This window comes from Cystobacter fuscus, from assembly GCF_002305875.1.
Taxonomy (GTDB): Bacteria; Myxococcota; Myxococcia; order Myxococcales; family Myxococcaceae; genus Cystobacter; species Cystobacter fuscus_A.
The window spans coordinates 9,997,045-10,018,297 of the sequence record NZ_CP022098.1 but is presented as its reverse complement, the minus strand read 5'-3'; the positions used below and the strand labels follow the sequence as shown (position 1 = coordinate 10,018,297).

22 protein-coding genes are annotated in these 21,253 nt (G+C 69.3%); 11 read left to right on the top strand and 11 right to left on the bottom strand.

The genetic code is table 11. The features are described 5' to 3' along the window. The 5 genes from CYFUS_RS40560 to CYFUS_RS40540 are packed head-to-tail and all read right to left on the bottom strand — an operon-like array spanning position 1 to position 4,486. Complete coding sequence (locus tag CYFUS_RS40560) at positions 1–1,185, bottom strand: aminotransferase class V-fold PLP-dependent enzyme (protein ID WP_095990081.1); 1,185 nt, start codon at positions 1,183–1,185, stop codon at positions 1–3. 43 nt (positions 1,186–1,228) lie between these two features. Continuing rightward, on the bottom strand, positions 1,229–2,512 hold the full coding sequence (locus tag CYFUS_RS40555; RefSeq protein WP_095992518.1) for a DPP IV N-terminal domain-containing protein: 1,284 nt from the start codon (positions 2,510–2,512) through the stop codon (positions 1,229–1,231). Between the two features lie 2 nt (positions 2,513–2,514). Further along, entirely contained in the window at positions 2,515–3,291 is a 777-nt protein-coding gene (locus CYFUS_RS40550) for an energy transducer TonB (protein WP_095990080.1), read from the bottom strand. Between the two features lie 4 nt (positions 3,292–3,295). After that, complete coding sequence (gene tolR, locus CYFUS_RS40545; RefSeq protein WP_002631873.1) at positions 3,296–3,763, bottom strand: protein TolR; 468 nt, start codon at positions 3,761–3,763, stop codon at positions 3,296–3,298. 15 nt (positions 3,764–3,778) lie between these two features. Further along, on the bottom strand, positions 3,779–4,486 hold the full coding sequence (locus tag CYFUS_RS40540; RefSeq protein WP_095992517.1) for a MotA/TolQ/ExbB proton channel family protein: 708 nt from the start codon (positions 4,484–4,486) through the stop codon (positions 3,779–3,781). A gap of 174 nt (positions 4,487–4,660) precedes the next feature. Between CYFUS_RS40540 and CYFUS_RS40535 the strand changes: the two genes are divergently transcribed. Next, the gene (locus CYFUS_RS40535; protein WP_157758940.1) at positions 4,661–5,734 is read left to right on the top strand and encodes a hypothetical protein; all 1,074 of its coding nucleotides are present in this window, start codon (positions 4,661–4,663) and stop codon (positions 5,732–5,734) included. Positions 5,735–5,842: 108 nt separating this feature from the next. Next, a complete protein-coding gene (murI, locus tag CYFUS_RS40530; protein ID WP_095990078.1) occupies positions 5,843–6,661 on the top strand; it encodes a glutamate racemase in 819 nt (272 codons plus the stop codon). Positions 6,662–6,688: 27 nt separating this feature from the next. Here murI and carF read toward each other — a convergent pair whose 3' ends face one another. Beyond that, positions 6,689–7,543 (bottom strand): plasmanylethanolamine desaturase, encoded by an 855-nt coding sequence (gene carF / locus CYFUS_RS40525; RefSeq protein WP_095990077.1) that lies wholly within the window; start codon positions 7,541–7,543, stop codon positions 6,689–6,691. Positions 7,544–7,751: 208 nt separating this feature from the next. On the opposite strand from carF, the gene CYFUS_RS40520 reads away from it, so the two are divergent. From CYFUS_RS40520 to CYFUS_RS40490, 7 genes are read left to right on the top strand one after another with little or no spacing between them, the layout of a single operon-like run. Then, entirely contained in the window at positions 7,752–8,306 is a 555-nt protein-coding gene (locus CYFUS_RS40520; RefSeq protein ID WP_095990076.1) for a hypothetical protein, read from the top strand. A gap of 54 nt (positions 8,307–8,360) precedes the next feature. Further along, the gene (gene ftsE / locus CYFUS_RS40515) at positions 8,361–9,056 is read left to right on the top strand and encodes a cell division ATP-binding protein FtsE (RefSeq protein ID WP_002631879.1); all 696 of its coding nucleotides are present in this window, start codon (positions 8,361–8,363) and stop codon (positions 9,054–9,056) included. Then, positions 9,053–9,955, top strand: a complete 903-nt coding sequence (locus CYFUS_RS40510; RefSeq protein ID WP_095990075.1) for a cell division protein FtsX — start codon at positions 9,053–9,055, stop codon at positions 9,953–9,955. The genes ftsE and CYFUS_RS40510 overlap by 4 nt, the downstream gene beginning before the upstream one ends. Then, on the top strand, positions 9,952–11,067 hold the full coding sequence (locus CYFUS_RS40505) for a murein hydrolase activator EnvC family protein (RefSeq protein ID WP_198316311.1): 1,116 nt from the start codon (positions 9,952–9,954) through the stop codon (positions 11,065–11,067). The genes CYFUS_RS40510 and CYFUS_RS40505 overlap by 4 nt, the downstream gene beginning before the upstream one ends. Positions 11,068–11,081: 14 nt before the next feature. Beyond that, on the top strand, positions 11,082–12,179 hold the full coding sequence (locus tag CYFUS_RS40500) for an oxidoreductase (protein WP_095990073.1): 1,098 nt from the start codon (positions 11,082–11,084) through the stop codon (positions 12,177–12,179). 9 nt (positions 12,180–12,188) lie between these two features. After that, positions 12,189–13,049 carry an alpha/beta fold hydrolase gene (locus tag CYFUS_RS40495; protein ID WP_095990072.1) on the top strand — a complete coding sequence of 287 codons (861 nt, stop codon included), beginning with the start codon at positions 12,189–12,191 and terminating at the stop codon, positions 13,047–13,049. Positions 13,050–13,087: 38 nt separating this feature from the next. Continuing rightward, on the top strand, positions 13,088–14,434 hold the full coding sequence (locus CYFUS_RS40490; protein ID WP_232537090.1) for a S41 family peptidase: 1,347 nt from the start codon (positions 13,088–13,090) through the stop codon (positions 14,432–14,434). Positions 14,435–14,443: 9 nt separating this feature from the next. Here the strand turns inward: CYFUS_RS40490 and CYFUS_RS40485 are convergent, their stop codons facing one another. Further along, positions 14,444–15,229, bottom strand: coding sequence for a glutaminyl-peptide cyclotransferase (locus CYFUS_RS40485; protein WP_232537089.1), 786 nt, complete (start codon positions 15,227–15,229; stop codon positions 14,444–14,446). A gap of 53 nt (positions 15,230–15,282) precedes the next feature. On the opposite strand from CYFUS_RS40485, the gene CYFUS_RS40480 reads away from it, so the two are divergent. Further along, the gene (locus CYFUS_RS40480) at positions 15,283–16,056 is read left to right on the top strand and encodes a class I SAM-dependent methyltransferase (RefSeq protein ID WP_095990070.1); all 774 of its coding nucleotides are present in this window, start codon (positions 15,283–15,285) and stop codon (positions 16,054–16,056) included. 82 nt (positions 16,057–16,138) lie between these two features. On the opposite strand, the gene thrS is transcribed toward CYFUS_RS40480, so the two are convergent. From thrS to CYFUS_RS40465, 3 genes are all read right to left on the bottom strand, one after another. Beyond that, on the bottom strand, positions 16,139–17,344 hold the full coding sequence (thrS, locus tag CYFUS_RS40475) for a threonine--tRNA ligase (protein WP_095990069.1): 1,206 nt from the start codon (positions 17,342–17,344) through the stop codon (positions 16,139–16,141). A 219-nt stretch (positions 17,345–17,563) separates the two neighbouring features. After that, complete coding sequence (locus tag CYFUS_RS40470) at positions 17,564–18,103, bottom strand: ankyrin repeat domain-containing protein (RefSeq protein ID WP_095990068.1); 540 nt, start codon at positions 18,101–18,103, stop codon at positions 17,564–17,566. 45 nt (positions 18,104–18,148) lie between these two features. Continuing rightward, entirely contained in the window at positions 18,149–19,627 is a 1,479-nt protein-coding gene (locus CYFUS_RS40465; protein WP_095990067.1) for a catalase, read from the bottom strand. Positions 19,628–19,750: 123 nt separating this feature from the next. Between CYFUS_RS40465 and CYFUS_RS40460 the strand changes: the two genes are divergently transcribed. Continuing rightward, on the top strand, positions 19,751–20,677 hold the full coding sequence (locus CYFUS_RS40460) for a LysR substrate-binding domain-containing protein (protein ID WP_095990066.1): 927 nt from the start codon (positions 19,751–19,753) through the stop codon (positions 20,675–20,677). A gap of 34 nt (positions 20,678–20,711) precedes the next feature. Here the strand turns inward: CYFUS_RS40460 and CYFUS_RS40455 are convergent, their stop codons facing one another. After that, positions 20,712–21,248, bottom strand: coding sequence for a hypothetical protein (locus CYFUS_RS40455; protein WP_095990065.1), 537 nt, complete (start codon positions 21,246–21,248; stop codon positions 20,712–20,714). Between the last annotated feature and the right edge of the window lie 5 nt (positions 21,249–21,253).

Genomic DNA, 21,253 nt, shown 5'->3' with positions numbered 1-21,253 from the left:
TCAGCGTGGCAGCGCCTCCAAAGCTTCCGCCAGCCGCTGGTACTCGGCGAGCGAGTTGTAGAGCTGGGCCGACACGCGCACGTGACGCTGGGGGGCCCGGGGCCAGGGCGTGATGGGCACTTCGATCCGGTGCTCGAGGAAGAGCCGCTCCTGGAGTGGATCCAACCCGAGCACGGAGGGCTCCTCGGGGAAGCCGTCCGGGAGGGCCACGGTGGCCATGCTGCCCACCATGTCCTCGGGGCAGCGGGGGGCGCCGCCCAGTCGTTGGTGGAGCAGGGTTCTCGCGGAGAGAGCCAGGGCGCGATTGCGGGCCATCACCTCGGGCCAGCCGCCGGGCACCAGGCCCGCCATGACTTCAATCGCCTTGGGGATGCACAGGAAGGGGGTGGGGTCGTTCGTGCCGAGCCAGTCGAAGTCCAGGCGGAAGCGCGAGCGATCCTCGCGCCGCGAGTTGTACCCGTGACTGATGACGAGGGGGCGGATGAGCGCCTGCGCATCTCGGCGCACGTGGAGGAAGGCGGCGCCCTTGGGCGCGCACAGCCACTTGTGGCAGTTGCCGGTGTAGTACGCGGCGCCCAGCTCGCGCAGGGACAGGGGAATCTGACCGGGTCCGTGCGCCCCATCCACGAGCGTCTCCACGCCGCGCGAGCGCAGCGTGCGCACGAGCGAGGCCACGGGGAGGATCATGCCCGTCTGGCTGGTGATGTGATCGATGAGAAGGAGCCGGGTGCGCTCGGTGACGCGCGCGAGCACCGCGTCCACCACGGCCTGGGGGGAGGGGGTGGGCCAGGGCAGCTTCGCGACCACCACCTGCACGCCCCAGTGCTGGGCCACGAAGTCGAGCGCGTTGCGCGAGGCGTTGTACTCGTGGTCGGTGGTGAGCAGCTCGTCGCCGGGGGCGAAGCGCAGCGAGCGCAGCACGGTGTTGACGCCGGTGGTGGCGTTGGGGACGAAGGCCAGTTCGTCCGGGTTGGCGTCGAGGAAGTCCGCGAGCGCGCCGCGGGCCGCGTCGGCGAGGTCCGGCAGGTCGCGGTGGAGGAAGCGCACGGGATTGGCTTCCATGCGCGCGCGCAGCCGGGACTGCTCCTCGAGCACCCGGGTGGGGCAGGCGCCGAAGGAGCCGTGGTTGAGGAAGAGTGTTTCGGGGTCGAGCGCCCAGTGGGCTCGAAGGGGGGACCGGTCCATGGGGCCGGGGAGTGTAGACGCAGTCCCCCTCGGGAGGGAGCGCTTAACGGCCCCAGTCGGGCGTGGTGAGCGCGGCCTTGTCCTGGCCGGGCAGGGGCAGGGGGTTGTTGCCTTCGGCCGTCATGACGAAGAGCTGCGAGGGGCCGTTGCGCGTGGAGGTGAAGAGCACGAGGCGCCCGTTGGGCGAGAAGCTCGGCTCCTCGTTGTTGGCCTGGTCCTGGGTGAGGCGGGTGATCTTTCCGGTGTCCACGTGGACGGTGAAGAGATCGAAGGCGTTGCGCTCGTCGCGCGCGGTGAAGGCGATGAGGTCGCCGCGCGGCGACCAGTTCGGCGTCTGGTTGTAGTTGCCCTGGAAGGTGAGGCGCCGCACGCCGGAGCCATCCGCGTTCATCACGTACACCTGGGGCGAGCCCCCGCGGTTGGACACGAAGGCGATGCGCTTGCCATCCGGAGACCAGGCGGGGCTGGTGTTGATGCCGAAGCGCGTGTCGGTGAGCTGCCGGGCGCCCTCGCCATTGGCGCCCGCGACCCAGATCTGGGTGCTGTCGTCATCCGCCAGGGCGTAGGCCACGCGCTTGCCATCCGGCGAGAAGGCGATGCCGGTGGCCATCTGGCCCTCGCTCGTCTTGAGCCGGACCGCGTCCGCGCCCGGCTTGTGGACGTACAGGTCCGGCTTGCCACCCTGGTACGAGGTGTAGCCCACCTGGCCATCCGGCCCGAGCGCCGGCAGCACGTTGATGCCACCCCGGGAGAGCTGCCGGGCGTTGCGGCCATCCCAGTCCGCCACCCACACGTCCTTGTTGGTGCCCGACTTGCGCACGTAGGTGATGGGGACGAGGAACGGGCTCGGCTCGCGGGTGTAGTGGCGGTAGATGGCGTCGGCGACCTTGTGGGCGAGCTGCGAGGGCTGCGCGGTGGGGCCGCTCTGGGCCGTCTTGAACTCCTCGCGGCCGTTGCCCACGTTGAACACGCGCGCCTCGGCCTTGAGCTCGTCGCCCTCGCGCGTGAGGGTGTACTTCACCAGGGCCTCGGCGCCCACGTCCGCCCAGCGCGCGAAGTTGATGCTGCCCGCCGTCATGCCTTCCTTGGCGTCGGCGAGGAAGCTGGCCCGGTCGAGCACCTGGAAGAGGCCCGAGGCGCGCAGGTCGAACAGGAGCGCGTCATCCACCGCGGCGGCGGAGGACTTGAGTTCGCCGCCCTGGGTGAGGGGCGTGGAGAGGGCGAGCGGAAGGGGCTGGAAGGTGGCGCCGGAGATCTGGATGACGGGCGCCTGGGCGAGCGCCGCGAGCGGCAACGACAACACCAGGGAGACGAGGAGGGCTTTCACGTTCACGGACTGAACTCCAGGACGATGCCGCTCTTCTGCAGCATGTCGCGCAAGGGATCGGGGGGAGGAGAGAAGGGGGAGGCCTTCTTCACCGCGGACAGCACGGCCGAGTCGAAGAGGGTATTGCCGCTGGCCTTGGCCAGCCGTGCCTCGAGCACCTCTCCGGCGCGGCCCAGGCGCATGGCCACCTGGGCCTTGAGCATCAGCCGTTCGTTGTCGGGGATGGTGTCCGCGACGTTGTAGTGGCGGCGCACCTGCGAGGAGATGAGGCCGAAGTAGCGCTCGCCTTCGGCCTTGGCCGCGTCGCCATTGGGGTCGCCATCCTCGGCGCCCTCGGGGTCTTCCTCCTGCTTGGAGGGCTTGGCGAGCTTGTCGAAGGCCCCGAAGAGCCGATCGCGGCGGTTCTCGCCCTGGGTCTCTCCGCGCTGGGGGGCGGGCTTGGGCGCGGGCTCCGGCTTGAGGCTCGGGATGGCCACGGCCTCCTTGGGAGGCTCGGGCGGCGGGGGCGTGGGCGAGGGCGGCGCCTCCACCTTCTTGGGAGGCGGCGGCGGGGGTTGTTCCTTGCGCGGCAGGAGCTTCTCGTCCCGGGGCTTGCCCAGGCGCACCAGGGTGGCGCGGATGGGCGTCTGCTCCAGCTTCAGGGGAGGCGCCTGGAACCAGGTGGTGTACACGCCCACGGCGGCCAGGACCAGGGCGTGGCCCGCGAGGGAGAAGCCCAGGAAGCGGCCCACGCGCGAGGGACGCGAGGCGAGCAGGCTCTGATTGGCGGCGGGATGCATGGGGCTAGCGTCGCGCCTCCTTCTTTCCCTTGCTGGAGGCCGAGGCCCGGCCGCCCGCGGAGGGATCGGTGATCATCCCCACGTTGGTGATGCCCGCGCGCTGCGCGGCGGCCATGACGTCCACCACCACGCCGTAGGGCACGTCCCGATCCGCGTGGAGGTAGAGCTCCTTGTCCGCCTGGGCCTTGGCGTTGGTGGCGAGCTTCTTCTCCAACTCGGCCATGAGCACCTCGGCCTCGCCGAGGTACACGCGCCGCTGCGCGTCGATGGACAGCACGAGCTTCTTGTCGGAGGCCTCCACCGCGGCGGCGCGCGCCTCGGGCAGGTTCACCTTGACGCCCTGCTGGATGAGGGGCGCGGTCACCATGAAGATGATGAGCAGCACCAGCATCACGTCCACCATGGGCGTGACGTTGATCTCGCTCATGGTGACGCGGCCACTTCCCTTGTTGGAGTTGGAGCCCATGCCCATGGTGTGCCGTGCTCCCTAGCGGAAGAAGTGCCGCTTGACGATGTTGAGGAAGTCCGCGGAGAAGTTGGCCATCTCCGTGTCGAACACCTTGATGCGGCTGACGAACGAGTTGTAGGCGACCACCGCGGGGATGGCGGCGAAGAGGCCGGCGGCGGTGGCGAACAGCGCGTTGCCCACGGGAGCGGCCACCGTGGCGAGCGTGGCGTTGCCCTGCTCGGCGATGGAGTTGAAGGCGTTGAGGATGCCGATGACCGTGCCGAACAGGCCCACGAAGGGCGCGGCCGAGCCCACCGTGCCCAGGAAGGACACGCGTGCCTCCAGGTCCGTGAGCTGATTGGTGGAGGCCCGGTTGAGTGCCCGCTCCACGTTCTCGATGCCGCCGAGCCGCTCGGCCATGGCGCCATTGGCGCCCTCCTTCGCCTGGGCGAGCTTGGTCAGCTCCTCGTACCCGGCGCAGAACACCTTGGACAGCGGCGAGCCCTCGAGCTTCTGCGCGTCCTGGTAGATGGTCTCCAGACGGGAGGCCTTCCAGAAGGTGTCGAGGAAGGTGAGGGACTGGCTCCGGGCACGCGCGAGCTGGGTCGCCTTGAGGGCGATGAGCGCCCAGGAGGCCACGGAGACGACCATGAGCAGGCCCAGGACACCCAGCTCCAGGAAGGACGCGTCCTGGAGGATCTGCACGTAGTTCATGGCGCCAAGCGCCAGGGGGAAGCGGGGCATCAGCATGGGGTGCAGGCCGTAACACCTGGGTCCGGGTGGGTCAAACAAAGCCCGGAGGGAGGGGGGTTGGTTGGTTGCTGCGTCGAACGAAATGAATAATTCCCGGAATGGGGAGTCCAGGGAGAAGTGTGGCGGGCTGAACGCCCGCTCTCCCCTTCCCCACCCGAGAGCGCTTCCATGAACGCCAGAATCCTTCTCGCATTCCTCTGTCTGACCATGGCCGGTTCGGGCTGCATCATCGTCGACAGGGATGATGACGGCCCCTGCTGCTACACGCCGTCGCCGAGTCAGCCGCGGCCCGATCCGACCTATCCCGGAGACGTCATCTTCCTCTGGACGTTCGCCAACATCGGGGCGGGCCGGTGCGCGGACGTGCCCGACGTGAAGAGCATCCGCATCTCCATCCCCGGTGAGACGCTCCACAATGGCGGCGTGTACGCCTGCAACACCGGGGGGTCGGATGGCATCGTGCTGCACGACTTCCTGCCCCGGACCTACAGCTACACGCTGGAGGCGGTGGGCTACGACAACAAGGTGCTCTACCGGGCCAGCGGCGACTTCACGGTGAACGGCGAGACCCGGGTGAACGTCAACCTCACCCCCCAGGGCGGCGGCAGCTCCTTCGCCTACGTCTCCTGGTCCTTCGAGGGCAACACCAACAACTCCAACCCCACCTGTGCCCAGGCGGGGGTGACCCACGTGGACGTGCGCATCGACAACGGGGAGTGGGCGCGCCTGGCATGTGAGGACGGCATCGGGGGCAAGCAGGTGTCCTCGCCCTTCCTGGCGCCCGGCAACCACACCATCGAGTTCGTGGGCATGAACGTCACCAGCTCGGGTGCGACGCCCTACTACTACCGTAGCGGGACGCTGACGACGCAGGCGGGCAGCCCCATCTCGGTGTCCTACACGCTCTGGATGGTGGGCGGCATGTCGCTGCGCTGGGACTTGCTCGACGGCGCCACGAAGAAGACCTGTGAGCAGGCGGGCGTCACGGGGGTGCGCATCAACATGCGTGACCGGGTGACGGGCAAGCTCGTCTACGGGGAGGACGGCGACGCGCAGTCCTGCACGGGCGCTCCCATCCTCTACAAGTACCTGCGGCCGGGGCAGTATGACGTGTTCATCCGCGGCATGAGCGGCTCGCAGGTGACCTACACCAACGAGAGCAATCCTCCCACGCTGACGGTGACGGCCTTCGTCCAGAAGAAGGAATCGGACGCCTACACCATCAACCTCCTGCGCAAGTAGTCGTCCACCTCCATGCTGGGGTGGGAAGGGCCGGGGCCTTCGCCTTGGCCCTTCTGCTTTGCGGGGGGCCGCCATGGGTTGGCATCAAACGTGATAGGAGCCCCCGTCATGCGGCCAGACAGCCACAGTCCCATCGGTGTCTTCGATTCGGGGGTTGGAGGACTCACCGTCCTCAAGTCCCTGATGTCCCAGCTTCCCGGCGAGAGCACCCTGTACCTGGGTGACACGGCACGGGTGCCCTATGGCACCAAGTCCGGCGAGGTGGTGACGCGCTACTCGCTGAAGAACGCGGCGTTCCTCCTGGAGCGCGGCATCAAGGTGCTGGTGGTGGCGTGCAACACGGCCTCGGCGGTGGCGCTGCCCGCGCTGTCGGCGGCGCTGCCGGTGCCGGTGGTGGGGGTGATCGCTCCCGGGGCGAGGGCGGCGCTGCGGCGCACCCGGGGTGGACAGGTGGGCGTCATCGGCACGCCGGGCACCATCCGCTCCGGGGCCTACCAGCGCGAGCTGGAGGCGGCGGCCGGACCGGCGGGGGCGCGGGTGAAGGCCCGGGCGTGTCCGCTGTTCGTTCCCCTGGCCGAGGAGGGCTGGCTCTCCGGAGACGTGCCACGGTTGGTGGCGCGCGAGTACCTGGGGGAGTTCGTGCGCGGCGGGGTGGACACGCTGGTGCTGGGCTGCACGCACTACCCGTTGCTCAAGGACATCATCGCGGAGGTGGTCGGCCCCCAGGTGGCGCTGGTGGACTCGGCCGAGGCCACCGCCGAGGTGGTGGCGGGGCTGCTGGTGGAGCGCGGGCTGCTGGCTCCGGCGGGACGCGCCCCCTCCCACCACTTCTTCGTCACCGACGTGCCCGAGCGCTTCGTGGAGGTGGGGGAGCGCTTCCTCGGGCGGCGCATCCCCTCGGCGGAGCAGGTGGACCTGACCTTCTGAGGGGCCGCGCCACCGCGCGGCGGTGTGTCAGGACGGCCGCACCGGGGACACGGCACTGGCCTCCTCGGCGAGCGCGCCACCCTCGAGCAGCTCCTGGGCGGCCTTCACCACGGGGGGCGCGTCGGCGGCCTGGGTCTGGAAGAGCTCCAGGGCCGCTTCGGCGCCGATGTCGTCCTTGCGGGGAATCAGGCCCGTGGCCCAGGTGATGACGCGCTCCATCATCGGGAAGAAGCCGATGAGCGCGAGCGGCTTGTTCATCCATCCCACGGTGATGCAGTAGTACTTGTCGTAGGGCGCCGTGTGGTGGATGCGGTGGTGATCCGGCGGCAGGATGAGGTGGACGCGCTGCATCAAGCCGATGAGCGCGGGCGGCTCGTCCGTGTGGGACCACTTGTGGAACTGGTTGGTCGCCATCACCCAGAAGATCATCGCCCCGAGGAAGCTGGAGAGGAACACCCAGGTGGCGCTGGTGTGGGGCAGCAGCAGGGCGAGCAGCGCCACGGGCAGCGAGACGAGGCAGTTGTTGCCGTTGGTCTCCACGAAGTCGTGCCGGGTGATGGCCTTCTCGTCCACGTGGTGCTCACGGAAGGGCCGGATGAAGGCCTTGCCGAGCACGGGCATGTCGGTGGAACCCCAGGTGTCCCCCATCCAGTGGACGATGCCGGAGACGAAGTCCGCGGCCAGGTAGCCCAGCAGCACGGCGCTCAGCACCATCCAGGGGCCCACCAGGGGGTTGCCCCACAGCCGCCAGACGAGCGCCGACTCCAAGGCCACGAAGGCGACGATGCTGATGACCTCCATGGCGCGGATCGCTGGAGAGTAGCCTTGGGCCAGGACGGTGGCGTCCTGCTGGCGCAACTGGTTCTTGAGCTCGGTCTTCATCGTGTTCCCTCGCGCCGGGAAACGCCGGCGCTGCCTTCCCCCCTGGGGGAGACGGACTTTAATCCCATGTGAGGCACAGCGGCGTCGGATGGTGAACGGACCGGCCGTCTGCTCCGCTCTCGGGCTGGCCAGCAGGCGGACGTCGCACACAATCCGACGCGTTTCTTGTTTCGCCCGGGTCGCACTGCTACGGTCCGCTCACTCGGGCATGGCGAAAACCTTCGAAAAAGCCGTCACCGGCTTCAACCACAACATCAAGTACAAGGGTCGCGTCTACCACGTCCAGACCGAGGACTCGGGCGTCAACAATCCCCACATCATCACGCACCTGTTCGTGGGCGGGAACATCCTCGCGTCGAAGAAGACGTCCTACGCGGACATCCTCAACGCGGAGAGCCTCGCCGAGGTCGTGCGCGAGTTGATGGAGGAGCAGCACAAGGAGATGCTGCGCAACCTCATCAACGGGGTCTACGACGGCTACGAGACGGGCGTGCGCCACTACCAGCCCGGACAGCTCGGCACCGCCGAGGACGCGCCCCATGCGCGTCCGCCTCCGGGGCATGCCGCCCCCAAGGCGCCTCCTCCCGCGGCGTCCCCTGGCTCCCACCTTCCTCCGGAGATCGCCGCCGCGCGCGCCATGCAGGTGCAGCCGAAGATCAACGAGGTGGGCGTGGAGACGTTGTTCGGCGAGGACCTCATCTCCGAGAAGAGCCTGGACGAGGTCATCCTCAGCTACCTGGCGGGCGAGGACAACAACCAGTAGTGCGGCTGTCCCGTGGCACATGGGGCGCGAGCGGGGCCATAATCGCCCCCGCCGATGATCCAGATGTTCCACGTCTACAAGGCCTATCCGGGCGATCCGCCGGTCCTCTCGGACATCAACCTGCACGTGCAGAAGGGCGAGTTCGTCTTTCTCACGGGCCCCTCGGGCGCGGGCAAGACGACGCTCATGAAGCTCATCTTCTGCGCGGAGAAGGCCACCAAGGGGCAGATCCTCGTGGGCGGGCGCAACATCGCGCGCATCCGCGAGTCGGCCGTGCCCTACCTGCGGCGCAACATCGGCGTGGTGTTCCAGGACTTCAAGCTCCTGCCGCACCGCACCGTGGAGGACAACGTCGCCTTCACCCTGGACGTGCTGGGCGTGCCCCGCGCCGAGGCGCGCGAGCGCGTGCACCGCATGCTCAAGCTCGTGGGTCTGCAGCACAAGGCGGGCTCCATGCCCCTCAAGCTCTCCGGTGGTGAGCAGCAGCGCGTGGTCATCGCCCGCGCGCTCGTCAATGATCCCACCATCCTCCTGGCCGACGAGCCCACGGGCAACCTGGACCCGGCACTCACCGTGGAGATCATGGATCTGCTCATGGACGTGAACGTGCGAGGCACCACGGTGATGGTGGCCACCCACGACACCGGCCTCATCACCCGCTACCAGAAGCGCACCCTGCGCCTGGAGGGAGGCTTCATCGTGTCGGACGAGGACGGGGTGAAGGCCGCCCGACGGGTGGCGGCGGGATGAGCGTCCTGGCCAAGACGGCCTACTTCTGGCGCTCGGCGGCGTCGGGGCTGCGCCATGCGCCCTTCGTCCACTTCATCGCCGTGACCACCATCGCCATCGCCCTGTTCGCGGCGGGGCTCGCCCAGGCCATGGGCCGCGGAGTGGACGCGCTCCTCGCCTCGCTGGGCGGCGAGGTGCAGGTGACGGTGTACCTCTCTCCCGGTCTCGACGAGGAGGGCGCCGCGGTGCTGCGCGAGCGCATGGAAGCGGCCAGCGGCGGACGCGCCTCGCTCGTGCCTCCCCAGGCCGCGCTGGATCGTCTGGCGCGGGAGCTGGGTGACCTGGGTGAGGCGCTCGCGCAACTGCCCGAGAACCCGCTGCCCCCGTCGCTGGAGCTGCAGGTGCCCGCCGAGCGGCGCACTCCCGGCGCGCTCAAGCAACTGGCCAAGGAGCTGCGCGCCCTGCCCGGCGTCACCGGCGTGGACTATGGCGAGGAGGCCGTGGAGCGGCTGTCGGCCATCTCTCGCGCCCTGCGCTATGGCGGCTGGGTGGCGTTCGCGGTGGTGCTGCTGGCCACGGTGGTCATCGTGTCCGCGACGCTGCAACTGGCCATCTACTCGCGGCGTGGGGAGATCGAGATCCAGAAGTTGGTGGGCGCCACGGATCGCTTCGTGAAGATGCCCTTCCTCATCGAGGGCTTCCTCCAGGGCCTGCTGGGGGCCGGGGTGGCGCTCGCGGGGCTCGCGCTGTTCGAGCGGCTGGTGGGGCCGGGGATGAACTCGCTCCTGTCCTTCCTGGTGGGCCCCGGCGGCGCGGTGCCCCTGCTGGAGCCGGCCCTGGCGCTGGAGATGGTGGCGGTGGGGTGCGCGCTGGGCCTGGGGGGCAGCTTCATCGCGGTGGGGCGCTTTCTCCGGGTATGAACCGGCTCCTGCTGCTCCTCCTGCTGTCGTGGGCGCCCGCGGCCTTCTCCCAGGACGAGGCGGCGGAGCGCGAGTCCGTGCGCGAGAAGTTGTCCACGCAGCGCGCGGCGCTCGCGCTCATCGAGTCGCGCAAGGTGTCCGCGCTGGAGGTGCTGGAGATGGTGGAGCAGCGCGCCGCCACCAGTGCCCAGCGGGTGCGGGTGTTGGAGCGAGACCTCGTCGTCTTCCGCAAGCGGCTGGCCGTGGCCGAGCACGAGGACGAGGTGACACGGGAGATGCTGCGCGAGCAGTTGCGCCGGCTGTCGCCCCGGCTGTGGAGCATGTACCGGCTCATGCGCCGCCGGCCGCTGGAGGTGCTGCTCAGCGCCCGGGACTTCTCCGCCATGGTGTGGCGCTCGCGCGCGCTGCGGGCGACGTTGGAGGAGGACCTGCGGCAGTTGCGCACGGTGCAGCGCGTGGCGCGGTTGCGGCAGCGGGTCTCGGCCGAGCTGCGCCGGTTGCAGGGCTCGCTGGACGTGCGGCTGGCGTTCCTGCGCGAGCAGGCGCGCATGGCCCGGGCGCAGCAGGAGGCGCTGGAGGAGCTGGTGGGCACCATCAAGGGCGAGGCGGAGCTGGCGCGGCGCATGGTGCGCGAGCTGGAGCAGGCGGACGCGGACCTCGGCCGGGTGCTCCAGGAGATGAACGAGGGGCCCGCTACCTCCGGCTTCGGGGCGCTCAAGGGCAAGCTGTCCCCTCCCGCTCCCGGCGTCATCGAGGTGGGATTCGGCCGCGTGGTCAACCCGCGCTTCAACACCGTCACCGTGCAGAAGGGCGTGGACATCCGCGCTCCCGCGGGTACTCCCGTGAAGGCCGTGGCCGAAGGGACCGTGGCGTACGCGGGCTGGCTGCGCGGCTATGGCAACCTGCTCATCCTCGATCACGGCGGGGGCTACCACTCGCTGGTGGCCCACCTGTCCTCCGTGACTCCGGGCGTGGGCGATCGCGTGGCCGCGGGTGACACGGTGGGCGAGGTGGGCGAGACGGGCTCGCTCAAGGGCGCCTACCTCTATTTCGAAATCCGCCGCTCCGGTCAGGCCCTGGATCCCGCGCCCTGGCTGGCGGCCGCTCATTGAACCCTGGACGATCCATGACCGCTTCCTCCTCTCGCGCTCCCCTGCGAACGGGCCTCATCGGCTACGGCCTCGCCGGCACCGTCTTCCACGCGCCCCTGCTCGCCGCCGAGCCCGCGTTCACCCTGGCGGCGGTCGCCACCCAACGCGCCGCGGAGGTGGCGCGCGACTGGCCCGGCGCGCGCGTGCTCTCCCCGGACGCGCTCCTGGAGGACCCTTCCCTCGACGTCGTCATCATCGCCTCGCCCAACGACACGCACGCGCCACTGGCCGAGCGCGCGCTCCGGGCTGGCAAGCACGTGGTCGTCGACAAGCCCTTCACCCTGGACGCCGCCGAGGCCTCGCGGCTGGATGCCCTGGCGCGCGAGCGCGGACGGTGCCTCACCGTCTTCCACAGCCGGCGCTGGGATGGCGATTTCCTCACCGTGCGCCAGTTGCTCGAGCAGGGGCGCCTGGGCCGGTTGTTCAGCTTCGAGAGTCACTACGATCGCTTCCGACCCCAGGTGAAGGCGCGCTGGAAGGAGGACGCCGTGCCCGGGGGCGGCACCCTGTGGGATCTCGGTTCCCACCTCATCGATCAGGCCGTGCAGCTCTTCGGGATGCCCGAGTCCGTCAGCGCCGACCTCGGCCAGCAGCGCGAGGGCGCCCGGGCCACGGACTGGTTCCACCTGCTGCTGCGCTATGGCGAGCTGCGCGTCATCCTGCACTCCGGCTCCGTGGTGCATGAGCCCTGGCCCCGCTTCGTCCTCCAGGGTGAGCGCGACGCGTGGGTGAAGTACGGGCTCGACCCGCAGGAAGAGCAGCTCAAGGCGGGGCTCCGGCCCGGTCAGGCGGGTTGGGGCCAGGAGCCCGCCGCGCGCCATGGCCGCTTGAGCCAGGGGGGCGAGGTGCCCACACTGCCGGGCCAATACGAGTCGTTCTACCGGTGCTTCGCCCGGGCCATCGCCGGCGAGGGCCCCGTCCCCGTCACCGCCGAGAGCGCGGGTCAGGTCATTCGCATCGTCCAGGCCGCCGAGCGCAGCGCCTCCGAGGGCCGGCGCATTCCCCTGGAGCGCCCGCCCGGCTCCCAGGGAGCGGCGCATGGGGCTGATGCGGTGCGGCAGGGGCGGAGTTAGAGTCTCGTCGTGGACCTCATCTCCGGACTCCAGGAAGTCTCGCGGCGCCTGTTGGTGATGCGCGGGGTGCGCTCGGAAGAAGTGATGGTGGGCGGACAGCGCCTCCATCACTTCACGTTGAAGGGCAGCGGCAAGGGTCCGCCCATCGTGCTGGTGCATGGGCTGGGCGGGGCGGCCAGTGGCTTCGGGCGCGTCCTCATCCCGCTGGCCAAACGCTTCGAGCGGGTGTTCGCGGTGGACCTGCCGGGGCATGGCTTCTCCCCGGAGTACTGCCTCGGGCCGATGTGCGTCCGGGGCCAGTACGAGATGCTGGTGCGCTACTGCCGCGAGGTGGTGGGCGCCCCGGCGTTCGTGGTGGGCAACTCCCTGGGTGGGGCCATGTCGGTGCAACTGGCGGCCGAGCACCCGGAGCTGGTTCGCGCCCTGGCCCTGGTGGCCTCGGCGGGAGCGGACGTGGGGCACGAGCTCATCCGCGAGGTGTTGGAGTCCATGAACGTGCGCACGGGCGAGCAGGCCCGTGCGCTCACCCAGCGCCTGTTCCACCGGCCTCCCTGGGCGATGATGTTCTTCGCCAATGCCCTCCGGGGCGTCTATGGCACCCCCGCCGTGCGGGCGCTGAGCGCGGACGTGATCGCCACGGGCGAGTACCTCAAGCCCGAGCAGCTCCAGGGGCTCGCCATGCCCGTGCTGTGCGTGTGGGGGGCGAACGAGAAGCTCCTGCCCCGTGAGAGCCTCGACTTCTTTCGCACCCACCTGCCGCCCCACTCGAGCGTGCGCGTGGTGGACGGCTTCGGTCACCTGCCGCATGTCGAGCGGCCGGGCGAGCTGGTGGCGGAGTTGCTCCAGTTCGCCGACTCCGCCGGGCTGTAGTCGGACCGGGAGGCGGCCGGATGGTAGAGTCCGCCTCCATGCGCTCCTTGCACTCCTGGCGCGCGGCACTCGCCGCCGGCCTGTGGCTCCTGGCTCCCATGCTCCCGGCCCAGGCGCGCGAGCCCTCCGCGAACACCCTGGCCTACGAGCAGCTCGAGGTGTTCGCCCGGGTGCTGTCCTACGTGGAGAACAACTACGTGGATCCGGTGGACGAGCGCCAGCTCATGCAGGGCGCCATCCAGGGCATGTTGGGGACGTTGGATCCCCACACCGTCTTCATGCCGCCCGAGGTCTTCAAGGAGATGAAGATCGACACCTCCGGCGAGTACGGTGGGGTGGGCATCGAGCTGGCCCCCCAGGGCGACGGCTTCCGGGTGTCCTCCTCCATCGAGGACACGCCGGCGTCCCGGGCGGGCATCCGGGTGGGGGACGAGCTGGTCGCCATCGACGGCGAGCGCACGCGGGGTCTGAGCCACGTGGAGGTGATGCAGCGCATGCGCGGTCCCGCGGGCAAGCGCGTGCTGCTCACCATCATGCGCGAGGGTTTCAGCGCGCCGCGGGAGCTGGCCCTCATCCGCGACCATGTCCGCATCATCTCGGTGGAGGGTGCCCTGTACGGGGGCATCGCCCACGTGAAGGTGAAGAGCTTCCAGGACCGCACGGCGTTCTACCTGCGCAAGGAGCTGGACCGGCTGCGCGCGCAGAACGAGGACAAGCCGCTGCGTGGCGTGGTGTTGGATCTGCGCAACAACCCCGGCGGCCTGCTGGAGCAGGCGGTGGCCGTGAGCGATCTGTGGCTGCCGGGCAACCTCACCATCGTGAGCACGCGCGGGCGCAACCCGAGCCAGACGACCGAGGAGCGCAGCAAGGACCGGGACACGGAGCCGGACTATCCCCTGGTGGTGCTGGTGAACGCGGGGAGCGCCTCGGCGTCGGAGATCGTCGCGGGCGCGCTCCAGGACCATGGCCGCGCCACCATCCTGGGCACCCAGACGTTCGGCAAGGGGAGCGTGCAGACCGTCATCGAGCTGGAGGACGGCTCCGGGTTGAAGCTGACCGTGGCGCGCTACTACACGCCCAAGGGGCGGAGCATCCAGGAGAAGGGCATCACGCCGGACTACCAGGTGGCGGAGTCGGCGACGGGCGAGCGCACGGCGAAGGACGAGACGCGGGAGAAGGACCTGGAGCGGCACTTCAAGGCCGAGCCCGGGGCGGCGACCGAGGACGCTCCCGTGGTGAAGGCCAGGCGGTTCTCCGAGGAGCCGCGGGCCTGGGACGTGACGTCGAAGCTGACGGATCATCAGCTCCAGGTGGCGTTGAACTACCTCAACGGCCTGGCCCGTGGCACGCGCCCTCCGATGAAGGCCAGCTCCTCGACCCCGTGAGCCCTGGGCTCAGCGGGGCACGACGCGGATCTGGAACAGCTTCGACCAGTACTTTCCGGTGACGAACAGCCGATCCCCGGCCGCGTCATAGGCGATCCCATTGAGCACGTCCTCGTCTCCCGTGCGCTCCGCGCGTGGCAGCAGCCCCGCGAGATTGATCCAGCCCTTCACCCGCCCCGTGGACGGATCGATGCGCGCGATGAGGTCCGTCATCCACACGTTCGCGTAGACCTCGCCGCGGACATACTCCAGCTCGTTGAGCTGGGAGATCTCCCGGCCAGCATCCTGCACCTTGACGGTACGCCGGACCGCGAACGTGTCGGGGTCCAGGAAGCGCAGCGTGCTGCTGCCATCGCTCATGATGAGCGACTCCCCGTCCTCGGTGAGTCCCCATCCCTCGGTGGGGTAGGTGAAGTGACCCACCCGCTCGAACGTCGCGGCGTCGTAGATGAAGCCCTCCTGGGAGCGCCAGGTGAGCTGGTACAGCCGGTTGCCTCGAATCGCGATCCCCTCGCCGAAGTACTGGCGCTCGAGCCGGGACTGGCGCAGCACCACGCCCGTCTCGAGCTCCACTTCCCGCAGGCTCGAGCGGCCCTGGAGGCCCGTTCCCTCGTACAGCTTGCCCTGCCGGAAGACGAGCCCCTGGGTGAACGCGAAGGGATCATGGGGCCAGCTTCGAACGATCTCGAATCCCTCCACCGGCGCGTTCGCGGGAGGCGGTGGGGAGTGCACTTCACTCCGGCAGGAGACCGCCGCGATGATCATGAGGACACAGAGGGACAATCGGTGCGCCATGGGCCGCAAAATACCGCGAGGCCCGCTCCCGGTGCGCCTAAGCTCCGCGCCCCATGCGATTCCTTCTCGCCGCTGCCTGCCTGTCCCTCGTGGGTTGTTCCCATACACCCGCCGCTCCCTCGGCTCCCGCGTCCGAGGACGTGATCTCTCCCGCCGGAGCCATCGTCGCCGCCGCGGACCGGCCCGAGTCCGATCGGGCCCTCGACCCAGGCCGTCATCCCGCCGCCCTGCTCGAGTTCGTGGGCGTGCGGCCCGGCATGAAGGTCGCCGAGCTGATGGCGGGGGGTGGATACACCACCGAGCTGCTCGCGCGCGCCGTGGGTCCTCGCGGGGTCGTCTATGGCGAGAATCCCCGGCTCGTCCTCGAGCGCTTCGCGGAGCAGCCCTGGAGCGAGCGGCTCGCCCGACCGGTCAACCAGAACGTGGTACGGGTGGATCGCGAGCTGGACGAGCCCCTTCCGCCCGAGGTGACCGATCTGGACGCGGTGGTGAGCAACATCATCTATCACGACACGGTGTGGCTCGGCACCGACCGGGCGAAGATGAACGCGGCCGTCTTCCGCGCGCTCAAGCCGGGTGGGGTCTACGTCGTCCTCGACTCGAGCGCGAAGCCCGGCACGGGCGTGAGCGACGCCCAGACGCTGCACCGCATCGACGAGCAGACCGTGCGCGACGAGGTGCTCGCGGCGGGCTTCCAGTTCCTGCGGGACAGCGATGTCTGGCGCAATCCCCAGGACACGCGCGACTGGAACTCCAGCCCGGTCGCCGCCGGGGCGCTCCGTGGCACCAGCGACCGCTTCGCCCTGAAGTTCATCAAGCCACGGTGAGCTTCCGGGCTTCGTCTTGGAAGGATTCCTCGACGTGAGAGCGCCCGTGCCAGGGCGTGGGCCTGGCACGGGCGATTCATGGTCACACCGAGGGCGAGGGCCGGCACTCGGCGACGAGCTCCGCCAGTGCTTCCTCCCAGGCGAGGTCATGCTGCTCGCCATCCCGCCGCCGCAGCCGGACCCCGTTCTTCTCCACCTCGCGAGCGCCCGCCACGACGAGCCAGGGCACTCCGGCCTGATGCGCGTCGACGATCTTCCGGGAGAGCGATTCGGCTCGTGCATCCGCGTGCGCCCGGCAGCCCGCCTCGCGCAGCTTCGCGGCGAAGCGCTCGGCGTAGCCCGCGGCTCCTTCCCCGATCGAGGCCACCACCACCTGCTCCGGTGACAGCCACGCGGGCAGCGCGCCCCCGTGGTGTTCCAGGAGGATGGCGATGAAGCGCTCGAGGCTCCCGAGCATCGCGCGATGCAACATCATCGGCCGGCGCTTCTGCCCCGAGGCATCCACGTAGTGCAGATCGAAGCGCTCCGGGAGCACGAGATCGAGCTGGATCGTCCCGCATTGCCAGTCGCGGCCGGGCCGATCCTTGAGCACGAACTCCAGCTTGGGCCCGTAGAACGCGCCCTGTCCCGGCTGCATGCGGCAGTGCAGCCCCGCCTGCTGGGCCGCCTCGAGCAACAGGGACTCGGCCACGTCCCACACCTCATCGCTTCCGGCCCGCTGGGCGGGACGGCTGGAGAAGGCCACCTGCACGTCCTCGAAGCCGAAGTCGGCGTAGAAGGCGCGCAGCGAGCGGCAGAAGCGGAGGACCTCGTCCCTCATCTGCTCCTCGGCACAGAAGATGTGCCCGTCGTCCTGCGTGAACTGGCGCAGGCGGAACAACCCGTGGAGCGAACCACTGGGCTCGCTGCGGTGCACGAGTCCGAACTCGCCCAGCCGCAAGGGCAGGTCGCGGTAGCTGGGCCCCATGCGCTGCACGAGCTGGATGTGGCCGGGGCAGCTCACCGGTTTGAGCGCCAGGTGCCGCCCGCCCTCCTCGGCGAGCTGGAACATGTTCTCGCGGAAGTTCTCCCAGTGGCCGCTGCGCTCCCAGATGGGCTGGGCGAGCAGTTGAGGCGTCCTCACTTCCTCGTAGCCCTCGAGTCGCATCTGCCTGCGGACGCGCTCCTCGATGAGCCGGTAGAGCAGGTGGCCCCGGGGGTGCCAGAACACCATGCCGGGGGCCTCCTCCTGCAGGTGGAAGAGGTCCAGGCGCTGGCCCAGGGAACGGTGATCATGAACGTCGAGCATGGGTGACTCCGAATCGGAAAGAGAGAGGTTTTCCGGTCGGAGCACTGAGCGCTTGCACGGACGCCCCGGCCGGAAGACGGCGGGGCAAGGGACCGTGCGTTCGTCAGCTCACGCCACGCACGAGTCCACTCCCGCCGAGGGAAGTGGCGGTAGTCGTGGTCGTGGTGGTGGCGCGAACGAAGCTCACGCTCCACAAGGTGCGTGGCGGGGAAAAAATTGTCAAGCCGGGGTCTGCTGCAACGCCGCGAGCCGCTCGGCGGCGCGGTGGGCGCCCATGGCACGGGCGTAGTCGAGCGCCGTGCGCTTCTCCGCATCCCGGCGCTCGGGGATCGCGCCCCGCGAGATCAACTCCTCCATCATCTCCACGCGGTCGAACATCGCCGCGAACATGAGCGCCGTCTTGCCGTCCGGGCCCGCGCCGTCGACCTGGGTGCCATGGTCGAGCAGCAGCCGCGCCATGGCGAGGTCTCCCTTGAAGGCGCAGCCGGCCAGGGGCGTCTGCCCCCGGTCATTGGTGCGCTCGGGGTCGGCCTTGTGCTCGAGCAGCACCCGGGTGGCGTCCACGTGGCCGTGATAGCTCGCGAGCATCAGCAGCGTGTCGCCGCGCTCGTTGCGCAGGTTGGCGGGCAGCCCCGCGTCGAGAATCGCGGCGAGCTCCGTGGCGTTTCCACCGCGCGCGTACTGGAACGCCATGCGCGCCACCTCCAACACTTCCGCGTCGATCACTGCGGACTGCGACTCCTGGGTCCCGGTCTTCATGGCTGTCTCTCTTGTCGTTGGAGTTGGAGGTGGAAGGGTGACGGTCTAACGCGACTGACGCAGCTTGTGGACGGCCGCGGCCACGCGCGCGCCGTACTGTTCATCCGCTTGACGGAAGTGGGAGATGGCCCGGGTGATGATGTCCTCGCGGCTCACCTGCGCGAGGCTGCCCGCGATGTTCGCCACGAGACGCTCGCGCGCCGACTCGTCCATCAGCCGGTACAGGTCGCCCGCCTGCACGTAGTCGTTGTCCTCGGCGTGCCGCGGGTTGACGTAGGTGCCCGTGGTGCCGCTCACGGAGACGCCCAGGCCCGAGGGCTCGTTGGACTGCGCGGGGCCGTTGAAGCTGTTCGGCTCGTAGTTCTTCGAGCGCCCGCCGTTGCCATCGAAGCGCATGCCGCCGTCGCGGCCGTAGTTGCGCGCGCCGCCCTTCACGCCCTTGGGCGAGTTCACCGGCAACTGGGTGTGGTTGATGCCGAGCCGGTAGCGGGCCGCGTCCCCGTAGGCGAACAGGCGCGCCTGGAGCATGCGGTCCGGCGAGGGGCCGATGCCCGGCACGAAGTGAGCGGGATCCAACGCCGCCTGCTCCACCTCGGCGAAGAAGTTGTCCGGCGTGCGGTTGAGCTCCATGCGGCCCAGCTCGATGAGCGGGTAGTCCTTCTGGGACCAGACCTTGGTGAGGTCGAACGGGTTGAAGCGGTAGGTGGCCGCGTCGGCCTCGGGCATCACCTGCACCTTGAGCGTCCAGGACGGGAACTCACCGCGCTCGATGGCCGCGTACAGGTCGCTCTGGTGGTGCTGCGGATCCTTCCCGCCGATGGCCTCGGCCTCCTGGGTGGAGAGGGTGCGGATGCCCTGGTTGGTCTTGAAGTGGAACTTCACGAAGAAGCGCTCGTTGTTCGCGTTCACCCACTGGAAGGTGTGCGAGCCGAACCCATCCATGTGGCGCAGCGACGCGGGGATGCCCCGGTCACCGAAGAGCCAGGTGAACTGGTGCGTGGCCTCGGGCGAGTGGGAGAAGAAGTCCCAGACGTTGTCGGGCTCCTGGCGGTTGCTGTACGGGTCGTACTTCTGCGAGTGGATGAAGTCCGGGAACTTGATGCCGTCGCGCAGGAAGAAGATGGGGGTGTTGTTGCCCACCAGGTCCCAGTTGCCGTCCTCGGTGTAGAAGCGCACCGCGAAGCCCCGGGGGTCGCGCGCGGTGTCGGGCGCGCCCTTGGAGCCGGCCACCGTGGAGAAGCGCAGGAAGACCTCGGTGCGCTTGCCCTGCTCGCTGAAGAGCTTCATGCGCGTGTAGCGCGCGATGTCGGGGTGGGTCACCACGAAGGTGCCGTAGGCGCCCGAGCCCACCGCGTGCACGACGCGCTCGGGGATGCGCTCGCGGTTGAAGCGGGCGAGCTTCTCGAGCAGGTGGTGATCCTGCAGCAGCACCGGACCCGCGGCTCCGGCGGTCTGCGAGTGCTGGTTGTCGGCGACGGGGGCTCCGGACTCCGTGGTCAGCTGGGGACGGGTGCTCAAGGACATCTCTCCTGGGGTGGGCGGGAAGTCCGCCGTGGATGTCCCTCAAGGTAGAGAGTCCGGTCTGAACGGGCCAAGACATCGTTCCGATGGACTTGATAGCCTGTTCCTATCAAACTTCCCGGAGCCATGGCCTCCCTGAACGACCTGACCCTGCGGCAGTTGGAATATGTCGTCGCCGTCGCCGACGTGCTCGGCTTCCGCAAGGCGGCCGAGCGCTGTCACGTGTCGCAGCCCGCCCTGAGCGCGCAGATCCAGCAGTTGGAGGACGTGCTCGGGGTGAAGCTCTTCGAGCGCGACAAGCGCCGCGTCATGTTGACCCAGGCGGGCGAGGAGCTGGTGTCCCGCGCCCGCCGCGTGCTCACCGAGGCGGGGGACATCCTCTCGGCCGCGTCGCGCCTGTCGGATCCCTTCGCGGGCCCCCTGCAACTGGGCGTCATCCCCACCGTGGCGCCCTACGTGTTGCCCGAGGTGATTCCGGCGGTGACGAAGCAATACCCCCGCATGCGGTTGCGGCTGCGCGAGGAGAAGACGGAGCTGCTCGTGCGCGGGCTGGAGGAGGGGAGGCTGGACGCGGCCCTGGTGGCGTTGGATCCGGAGCTGGGGGACGTGGAGCAGACCGTCATCGCGGAGGATGCCTTCGTCGTCGCGCTGCCTCCGGGTCATCCGCTGACGAAGAAGAAGCAGGTGCAGCTGCGTGACCTCGACGAGGAGAACGTGCTGCTGCTGGAGGATGGGCACTGCTTTCGCAGCCAGGCGCTCGCGCTGTGCACCCGCGTGGGCGCGCGCGAGGTGGACTTCCGCGCGACGAGCCTCACCACGCTGGCGCAGATGGTGATGTCGGGCGAGGGGAGCATCACGCTGCTGCCCGCGCTCTCGGTGCCCCTCGAGAACCGGTTTGGCCAGCTCGAGGTGCGGCCCCTGACTCCGTCTCCGAGCCGCATCCTCGCCCTCGTGTGGCGGCCGGGCTACCCTCGGGCCGGGGCGCTCCGGGCGCTCGCGGACACGATGCGCGCGGCGTGGCCCGGGAGGCGCGAGGCGGCGAAGCGGAGCTGAGACACGCCTGCGCTCCCGTCACCTCGTCAGTGCTCTAGTCTCTACAGTCGAGCCATTTGAAGAATGCCGTATGAGCAGTGACTGCTTCGGACGGGATGTTTCCGAGCGAGAGCTGAAGACAGTAATAAGACTTGAGCTTCTGATCCGCGGCTGCCTCCCGCGAACCCAGCAGGGAATCCAGCGGTTTCAACTTCAGAATCTCGAGTTCCTCTTGCCGCAGGGGGCGTACTCCCTGGACTCCGCGAGACTCGAGTCGGACGTCCAGGAGCGTGAGCTCGGTCTTCTTGTCCTGGAGCGAGTAGGTCATCCTGGCCCAGGTGGGACCCACGAACTCCCCGTCCCGCAGCACCAGGGGATTCATGCCCCGTGCGAGAGCGTAGAAAACAAGAGTCCCCTCCACGGACGGCCACGTCAGCGGAAAGGGGTCGCTGATATAGGTCCTCCAGCCGATGAATGTGGCATCGGCCGGATTCGCGTTCCTCGGAGCCAGTGACTCCTTCCACTTCTGTTCGGCCACGGCCCTGACCGTCGCCATGACTTCCGCGGTGTCGGGGGGCGAGTTCTTCCACATGCTCG

Excerpts from the sequence above, each read along its gene's own strand:
- carF (WP_095990077.1), bottom strand. The coding sequence starts at position 7,543 with ATGAAGACCGAGCTCAAGAACCAGTTGCGCCAGCAGGACGCCACCGTC.
- ftsE (WP_002631879.1), top strand. The coding sequence starts at position 8,361 with ATGATCCAGATGTTCCACGTCTACAAGGCCTATCCGGGCGATCCGCCG.
- CYFUS_RS40560 (WP_095990081.1), bottom strand. The coding sequence starts at position 1,185 with ATGGACCGGTCCCCCCTTCGAGCCCACTGGGCGCTCGACCCCGAAACA.
- thrS (WP_095990069.1), bottom strand. The coding sequence starts at position 17,344 with ATGCTCGACGTTCATGATCACCGTTCCCTGGGCCAGCGCCTGGACCTC.
- CYFUS_RS40520 (WP_095990076.1), top strand. The coding sequence starts at position 7,752 with ATGGCGAAAACCTTCGAAAAAGCCGTCACCGGCTTCAACCACAACATC.
- tolR (WP_002631873.1), bottom strand. The coding sequence starts at position 3,763 with ATGGGCATGGGCTCCAACTCCAACAAGGGAAGTGGCCGCGTCACCATG.
- CYFUS_RS40500 (WP_095990073.1), top strand. The coding sequence starts at position 11,082 with ATGACCGCTTCCTCCTCTCGCGCTCCCCTGCGAACGGGCCTCATCGGC.
- murI (WP_095990078.1), top strand. The coding sequence starts at position 5,843 with ATGCGGCCAGACAGCCACAGTCCCATCGGTGTCTTCGATTCGGGGGTT.
- CYFUS_RS40470 (WP_095990068.1), bottom strand. The coding sequence starts at position 18,103 with ATGAAGACCGGGACCCAGGAGTCGCAGTCCGCAGTGATCGACGCGGAA.
- CYFUS_RS40510 (WP_095990075.1), top strand. The coding sequence starts at position 9,053 with ATGAGCGTCCTGGCCAAGACGGCCTACTTCTGGCGCTCGGCGGCGTCG.
- CYFUS_RS40550 (WP_095990080.1), bottom strand. The coding sequence starts at position 3,291 with ATGCATCCCGCCGCCAATCAGAGCCTGCTCGCCTCGCGTCCCTCGCGC.
- CYFUS_RS40485 (WP_232537089.1), bottom strand. The coding sequence starts at position 15,229 with ATGGCGCACCGATTGTCCCTCTGTGTCCTCATGATCATCGCGGCGGTC.
- CYFUS_RS40455 (WP_095990065.1), bottom strand. The coding sequence starts at position 21,248 with ATGTGGAAGAACTCGCCCCCCGACACCGCGGAAGTCATGGCGACGGTC.
- CYFUS_RS40505 (WP_198316311.1), top strand. The coding sequence starts at position 9,952 with ATGAACCGGCTCCTGCTGCTCCTCCTGCTGTCGTGGGCGCCCGCGGCC.
- CYFUS_RS40480 (WP_095990070.1), top strand. The coding sequence starts at position 15,283 with ATGCGATTCCTTCTCGCCGCTGCCTGCCTGTCCCTCGTGGGTTGTTCC.
- CYFUS_RS40460 (WP_095990066.1), top strand. The coding sequence starts at position 19,751 with ATGGCCTCCCTGAACGACCTGACCCTGCGGCAGTTGGAATATGTCGTC.
- CYFUS_RS40490 (WP_232537090.1), top strand. The coding sequence starts at position 13,088 with ATGCGCTCCTTGCACTCCTGGCGCGCGGCACTCGCCGCCGGCCTGTGG.
- CYFUS_RS40465 (WP_095990067.1), bottom strand. The coding sequence starts at position 19,627 with ATGTCCTTGAGCACCCGTCCCCAGCTGACCACGGAGTCCGGAGCCCCC.
- CYFUS_RS40535 (WP_157758940.1), top strand. The coding sequence starts at position 4,661 with ATGAACGCCAGAATCCTTCTCGCATTCCTCTGTCTGACCATGGCCGGT.